Consider the following 7,323-nt stretch of genomic DNA (forward strand, 5'->3'; position numbering starts at 1 on the left):
GAGCAGCAGCCCGTCACCGCGCGCGCCGGCACGGCGGCCGCCGTCGACCGAGAACGTCGCCTGCCAGATGCGCTCTTCGAGGTCGCCGGCGGCGGGATAGATGCGCGAGGAGGTGCCCCGGATGCCGCGGCCCGCGAGTGCGTCGAGGAGCACCTCCAGGTGCGCGGCGAAGATCTCGCGGCGCTGGTCGGAGACACGCCCGAACGCCGCGAACGACGACGGCGTGCCGCCGGTGGCGAGGCCCAGTTGCACGCGGCCGCCGCTGAGCTGATCGAGAACGGTGGCGTCCTCGGCGACCCGCAGCGGGTCGTCGATCGGCAGGGTGATGACGCCGGTGGCCAGCGCGATGGCCGACGTACGCTCGGCCGCCGCGGCCAGCAGCACGAAGGGCGACGGCAGTCCGCCCTCGTCCGCACCGAAGTGGTGCTGGGCCACCCACGCCGAAGCGAAGCCGCTGCGCTCGGCCTGCACGATCTGCTCCAGCGCGAACCGGTAGCGGTCGGCGGCGGGCGCCTGTTCGAGCAGTCGGGTGAAGAACCCGAGACGGGGTCCGGTCATGCGGATACCTCTTCCTTGTGAGGAGCCTGAGCCCCAGCATCCCGCCGCAGCGACGCCCCCGGAATCGCCGCGAGCAGCTGACGGGTGTACGGATGCTGCGGGTCGTCGAACACGGCGCGCGCCGTGCCCTGCTCGACCTGCCGGCCGCGCTGCAGCACCGACACGGTGTCGGAGATCTGCCGCACGACGGCGAGGTCGTGCGAGATGAAGACGTACGTGAGGCCGAGCTCTGCCTGCAATCGCGCGAGCAGCCGCAGGATCTGCGCCTGAACCGTCACGTCGAGGGCCGAGACCGCCTCGTCGAGCACGACGAGCGCGGGCTCGACGATGAGGGCCCGCGCGATCGCGACGCGCTGCCGCTGGCCGCCGGAGAGTTCCCGCGGATGCCGAGCGGCGAGCTCCGGCGCGAGCGAGACCAGCTCGAGATGGTGCGCGACGCGCTCCTCGCGCTCGGCACGGCTGCCGAGTCCGTAGTTGCGCAGCGGTTCGGCGAGGATCGCGGCGATGCTCTGGCGCGGGTCGAGCGATGCGTACGGGTTCTGGTACACGAGTTGCGTGCTGCGGTAGAACTCTCGCCGCGCCGCACCGCCGCGGAGCGCGGTGACCTCGGCATCCGCCACCCGGATCGACCCCGCCGTAGGGCGGTTCAGGCCCGCGATGCTGCGCCCCGTCGTCGTCTTGCCCGACCCCGATTCGCCCACGAGCGCGTGGGTCGTGCCGCGCGCGACCGTGAACGAGACGTCGTCCACCGCGACGAGCGGTTCGCGCCCGGAGCGGCGGAACTCCTGCCGGAGCGCCGTGACCTCGACGAGCGGGCGCGCGTCGGCATCCGTCACCGGGGGCTTCCGTTCCACGACGCTCGCGAGCGACGGGGCGTCGGCGAGGAGTGTGCGGGTGTAGTCAGCGGCGGGCGATGCCAGGACCGCCGCGGTCGGGCCCGCCTCCTGCACCTGCCCGCCGCGCATCACGACGATGTCGTGCGCACGGTCGGCCGCGACGGCGAGGTCGTGGGTGATGAAGAGGATGCCGGTGCCGCTCTGTTCCCGCAGCGTGTCGAGCAGATCGAGGACCGTGCGCTGCACCGTGACATCGAGCGCGCTCGTGGGTTCGTCCGCGATGATCAGCTCGGGCTCGAGGGCGAGCGCCGCGGCGATGAGCACGCGTTGGCGCATGCCGCCGGACAGCTCGTGCGGATGCTGCCGCGCGCGCAACTCGGGTTCGTCGATGCCGACGCGGTCGAGCAGATCGATGACGCGGGACCGGATCTTGCGCTCGTCGCGCCAGCCGTGGATGCGGAGGGCCTCGGACACACTGGAGCCGATCGTCGTGACGGGGTTGAGCGAGTTGCCCGGGTCCTGCGGGATGAGCGCGATGCAGCGGCCGCGCAGGTGCCGCCAGCGCTTCTCGGAGAGCCCCACGAGCTGCGTGAGTCCGCCGGTGCGCTCGTTCAGCGCGATCTCGCCGGCGGCCACGTGGCCGTTGGAGGCGAGCAGGCCGATGACCGCCTGCGCGACCGTCGACTTGCCCGATCCGGACTCGCCGACGAGGGCCGTGACCTTGCCGGCACCGACGTCGAACGAGACGCCGCGAACGGCGTCGACGGGGCCGCGGCGCGTGCGGTACTGCACCGCCAGGTCGCTGATCGACAGCAGGGGGGCGCTCATGCGGCATCCTTTCGGCCGATCGCCTGGCTGAGACGGTTCGTGGCGAGGACGACGGCGACCACGACGGCGCCGGGGAGCACCGTCAGCCACCACGCCGTCGCGACGTAGTTGCGACCCTCGGCGATCAGCAGCCCCCACTCCGGCGTGGGGGGCGGGGCGCCATAGCCGAGGAAGCCGAGGGTCGAGATCTGCAGGATCGCCGAACCCAGCTGCAGGGCGGCGAGCGCGATGACCGGCGTGATCGAGTTCGGGAGCACGTGCCGCCACAGCACCCCGAAGAATGTGCCGCCCGAGCCGTAGGCCGCCTCGACGAAGTCGCTGACGCGCACGCTCACGACGCGCGAGCGCGCGAGGCGCGCGAACACGGCGATGGAGGTGACACCGACGGCGATCGCCGCGTTGGTGGTGCCGAAGCCGAGCAGGATGACGACGCTGAGCGAGAGCAGCAGTCCCGGGATCGCGAGCAGCACGTCGACGAAGCGCATGAACACCTCGTCGACCGCGCCGCCGACGGCGCCGGCCGTCACGCCGATGGCGGTGCCGACGACGAGGCCGACGAGCACGGCCACGATCGCGCCGATGATCGACTGCGACGCGCCGTAGATGACGCGGGCGTAGAGGTCGCGCCCGGTGGCATCGGTGCCGAACCAGTGCTCGGCGCTCGGGGCGAGCAGCGACGGTGCGACGGTCTGGGTCGGGCTCTGCGACGTGAACAGGGCGGGCGCGACGGCCCACAGCACGGCGATGACGAGGACGAGGGTCGGGATGAGGATGCCGGGGTGCAGGAGCGCGCGCCAGCCTTCGCCGCGAACGGCGGTGCGGGCGGGAAGGCGGTCCGGTGAGCGCAGCGAGGCGAGGACGGTCATGCGGGAGCTCCGATCGGATCGGCGCGGACGGTCTTCTTGTCGCCGCCGCTGTCGCGGCTCTTGTCGCGGCCGGTGCGAGGCGTGCGCAGCCGCGGGTCCAGCACGGGGTAGAGCAGATCGACGACGAGGTTGATCGTGACGAACGCGACCGTCGAGATGACGACGACCGCCAGCAGCACGGGGGTGTCACGGTTCGCGACCGCCTGGGCGGTGAGCTGGCCGATGCCGGGGCGGGCGAAGACGGTCTCGGTGACGACGGCGCCGCCGACCAGCTCGCCGAACAGCAGTCCCGCCATCGTGAGGGTCGGCAGCAGGGCGTTCCGGGCGACGTTGCGCCACAGCAGCCACGACGTGCCGGCGCCGCGGGCGCGCACGACCGTCACGAACGGCTGCTCGCGCACCTCGTCGATCGAGCGCATCAGCACCTGCGCCAGCGGAGCGGCGATCGGGATCGACAGCGTGATGACCGGAAGGATGAGCGCCTGCGCGGGGCTCGCACCGATCACGGGGACCAGCCCCAGCCGGAACGAGAAGATCTGGATCAGGATGATGCCGATCCAGAACACCGGCAGCGAGACGAACACCGGCGGGATGCCGCGGAACAGCCGTCGCAGCCACGTGCCGCGCCCGTAGGTCGCCGTGAAGGCGATCGTGACGGCGAGCACGACGGCGAGGGCGAGGCCGAGCACGGCGAGCAGGAGCGTCGCCGGCAGCGCCGTCGCGATGAGGTCGGAGACGGCGGCGCCGCTGGCGACCGAGTAGCCGAAGTCACCGCTGAGGAACCCCGCGATCGACTTCATGTACTGGACGATCAGCGGCTGGTCGGCCCCGAGCGCCTCGCGGATCGCCTGGATCTGCGCGTCGGTGAGCCCCAGGTCGGGGCTCGCGTAGCGCGCGATGACGGCGTCGCCGGGCAGCGCCGCGAGCAGCAGGTACGCACCCGTGTAGGCCAGTGCCAACACGAGCACCGCTTGACCTGTGCGCCGCAGAACGTACGACATCTGGCCGGGTCACCCCACGAGCCACGTCGAGTAGAACGACGGCCGCCCTACCGACTCGGTACCGAAGCCCTGCACCTTGTCGGTGAGGCCGAACACCTGCGGCTCCTCGAAGATCGGCAGGATGTAGGCGTTCTCGGCGAGATACTGCTGGGCCGCGGCCGACGCCGCCTCGCGCTCTTCCGTCGTGGGCTCCGACGCGATCGCCTGCAGCAGCGTGTCGAGCTGCTCGTCGCCGACCGAACCGTCGGCCTTGTCGAAGTTCAGCAGGGTGTTGCGGTTCTTCGAGAAGTACTGCGACTTCAGCACGTCGAAGTCGGCGCGGCCGACCATCGAGTGGTAGACCTGCACGATGCTCTGATCGGCGGATGCCGCGGTCTGCGCGGCCTGGTCGCCGGCATACAGCTCCACTTGGATCCCGAGCTCCGCGAGCTGTTCCTGGATGAGGGTCACGACCTCCTTGGAGCGGGGCTGCGGCAGCGCCTCGTTGAAGGTGAGCGTGAGCTTCTCGCCATCCTTCTCGCGGATGTCGTCGGAGCCGAGCGTCCACCCGGCCTCGTCGAGGAGGTCGGCGGCCTTGTCGGGGTCGTACTCGTAGAACGACGAGGTGTCGACATAGCCGAGCGCGGTCTTCGCGAGCGCGCCGGTGGCGAGCGGATAGTTCTCGGTGAAGAGGGTGTCGACGATCTGCTGCCGGTCGATGCCCGCGATGATCGCCTCGCGCACGCGGATGTCACTCAGACGCGAATCACGGAAGCGGAAGCTGAGGCCGTTGTTGACACCGTTGGTGGCCGCGGCGACGAGCGCGAGACCGGATGCCGCGAACTGCGCCTCGTCGGGCGCCTCGATCTGGCGGGCGACATCGGCCTGGCCTGCGACGACGGTGCCGACGCGGACGCTGTCCTCTCCGGCGACGACGTAGTCGATGCCGTCGAGGTAGGCGCGGCCCTGGTGCTCCAGGGAGGGGGGAGCCCAGTCGTAGTCGTCACGGGCGGTGAGGCTCGTCTTGGTGCCGATCTCCTCGGCGGAGATCACGAACGGACCGCTGCCGATGACCTCGGTCGCGCTGCCCGGGCCGAACCCTTCGCTGGCGCGGTCGAGGGTGGCGTCGGAGAGCAGGCCGGAGTTGATCGTCGAGACGGCCTGCGCGAACCCCGGGGACGGCGCGGTGAAGAAGAACGAGACGGTGTCGGCATCCACCACCTCGCCGTGGTCGTAGTTGTTGATCGCCTCCGAGATCGGGAGGGCGCGGGCGGTGTCGCCCTTGCCGTACAGGTCGAGGTTCTTGACGACGTTCTCCGCCGTCAGCGCCGTGCCGTCGGAGTAGGTGACATCGGTGCGCAGGTCGAAGGTGTACTCGGTGGCGTCGTCGTTGACCGTGTAGTCGGTCGCGATCCACGGTTCCAGTTCGAGGGTCTCGGGGTTCTGGTAGAGCAGGCGGTCGGTGAGGTTGTTGACGAGACCGCCGTTGGGGTAGAAGCCCGCGGACGGCGGGTACAGGGTGCCCCAGGCCTGCGGCTCGAGGTAGGTGAGGGTGCCGCCGGTCTGCGGTTCGCCCGAAGAGCCGGTCGGCGAGGTCTGACCGTCGCCGGCCGAGCATCCGACGACGAGGACGGCGATGGCGACGGCGGAGGCCGCCGCGAGGACCGCGCGAGGGGTACGGGACATGGTGACTCCATGAGAGGTAGGTCGGGTGCTGTGGACGAGAAAGCCCAGCCCACCACTCGGCTCGCCGCGCCGCCACTCGCCGGTCACGCGGCGTAACCCGCCACATCCCGCAGCGCGGGGTCACGCGGGGTCACACGGCGCAACCGTCGCCTCCCGGGGTCGCCGGCATCGGCGCCCGCAACAACGTAACACCGTCGTAACATGCCTGCCGCCGAGATCTCCCTGCGACCCCCCTAAGCTCCAACCATGCAACTGGGAATGGTGGGTCTTGGCCGGATGGGCGCGAACATCGTGCGCCGCCTGATGCGCGACGGTCACGAGTGCGTCGTCTACGACGTGAGCGAGGACGCGGTCGCCGGGCTGGTGGCAGAGGGAGCGGTCGGTGCAGACAGCATCGCCGACCTCGCTGCCAAGCTGGAGGCGCCGCGCGCGGTGTGGGTGATGATCCCCGCGGGGCTGACCGGACGCGTCGTCGACGAGGTCGCGGAGGCCCTGGAACCGGGCGACGCGATCATCGACGGCGGAAACTCGAACTACCACGACGACGTACGGCGAGCCGAACTGCTCGCCCCCCGCGGCATCGACTACCTCGACGTCGGGACGAGCGGCGGGGTGTTCGGACTCGAACGCGGTTACTGTCTGATGATCGGCGGCCCCGATGGCGCCGTGGAACGCCTCAGCCCGATCTTCCAGACGATCGCGCCCGGCCGCGGCGACATCGAGCGCACACCGGGACGCGCGGGGGACTACGCCCCGGAGGAGCTCGGCTACCTGCACTGCGGAGCCTCTGGCGCCGGACACTTCGTGAAGATGGTCCACAACGGCATCGAGTACGGCATCATGGCCGCGTTCGCGGAGGGCCTCAACATCCTCGAGAACGCGGATGCCGGGGTGCGCGAAGCCGCACACTCGGCCGAAGTGGCCCCGCTGGAGGAGCCCGACTTCTACCGCTTCGACATCGACACCGCGAAGGTGACCGAACTGTGGCGACGCGGGTCCGTCGTGTCGTCGTGGCTGCTCGACCTCACGGCGGCAGCCTTGAAGGCCAATCCCACGCTCGACGGTCTCGCGGGACGCGTGTCGGACTCCGGCGAGGGTCGCTGGACCGTGAAGGCCGCGATCGACATCGGCGTACCGGTGCCGGTGCTGGCGGCATCCCTCTTCGAACGCTTCGCGTCGCGCGACGAGGATCGGTACGCGAACCAGATCCTGTCCGCCATGCGCCTGCAGTTCGGCGGACACCAGGAACTGGCCGCCGGCGACGTGCTCGAGGCGGGTGTCCGCAACGCGGACACCGCCGGCTGATGCGAAAGTCCTCGTGACATGAGCCAGACTTCTTCGCCCCACGGCGCGACAGCGTCCCTGAAGAGCTGACGCGACACCGGGGACTGACCCTGACCATCTGGCGTCAGAAGGGTGGTGGGTCGGTGTCGGTGTGGTTGCCGGTGGGTGTGGTCCAGGTCAGGTCGCCGGTGTGGGGGTCGCGGTGTAGTCCCCATTGGGTTTCGTCTTTGACGGGATGATGTCGGGGGCAGGCGGGGGTGAGGTTGTCGGCGCTGGTGGTCCCGC

6 protein-coding genes are annotated in these 7,323 nt (G+C 70.6%); 1 reads left to right on the forward strand and 5 read right to left on the reverse strand.

Annotated features, from left to right (window positions below; genetic code table 11):
* The 5 genes from WBP48_RS17715 to WBP48_RS17735 form a co-directional block, all read right to left on the reverse strand.
* Positions 1-558, reverse strand: a 558-nt coding sequence (locus tag WBP48_RS17715; RefSeq protein WP_424442056.1) for an LLM class flavin-dependent oxidoreductase, incomplete at its 3' end; no start/stop codon positions are given.
* Positions 555-2,222: a dipeptide ABC transporter ATP-binding protein gene (locus WBP48_RS17720; RefSeq protein WP_424442057.1), complete on the reverse strand. Its 1,668-nt coding sequence runs from the start codon at positions 2,220-2,222 to the stop codon at positions 555-557. The genes WBP48_RS17720 and WBP48_RS17715, both read right to left, overlap by 4 nt.
* Entirely contained in the window at positions 2,219-3,088 is an 870-nt protein-coding gene (locus WBP48_RS17725) for an ABC transporter permease (RefSeq protein WP_424442058.1), read from the reverse strand. The genes WBP48_RS17720 and WBP48_RS17725 overlap by 4 nt, the downstream gene beginning before the upstream one ends.
* Positions 3,085-4,056, reverse strand: a complete 972-nt coding sequence (locus WBP48_RS17730; protein WP_424442059.1) for an ABC transporter permease — start codon at positions 4,054-4,056, stop codon at positions 3,085-3,087. The genes WBP48_RS17725 and WBP48_RS17730 overlap by 4 nt, the downstream gene beginning before the upstream one ends.
* A gap of 42 nt (positions 4,057-4,098) precedes the next feature.
* Positions 4,099-5,754, reverse strand: coding sequence for a TIGR04028 family ABC transporter substrate-binding protein (locus WBP48_RS17735; RefSeq protein ID WP_424442061.1), 1,656 nt, complete (start codon positions 5,752-5,754; stop codon positions 4,099-4,101).
* Between the two features lie 246 nt (positions 5,755-6,000).
* Here WBP48_RS17735 and gnd point away from each other — a divergent pair, with 246 nt between their 5' ends.
* Entirely contained in the window at positions 6,001-7,059 is a 1,059-nt protein-coding gene (gene gnd, locus WBP48_RS17740; RefSeq protein ID WP_424442063.1) for a phosphogluconate dehydrogenase (NAD(+)-dependent, decarboxylating), read from the forward strand.
* Positions 7,060-7,323: the final 264 nt, after the last annotated feature.

Origin of the sequence: Microbacterium sp. (assembly GCF_049661145.1) — a bacterium.
GTDB lineage: Bacteria > Actinomycetota > Actinomycetes > Actinomycetales > Microbacteriaceae > Microbacterium.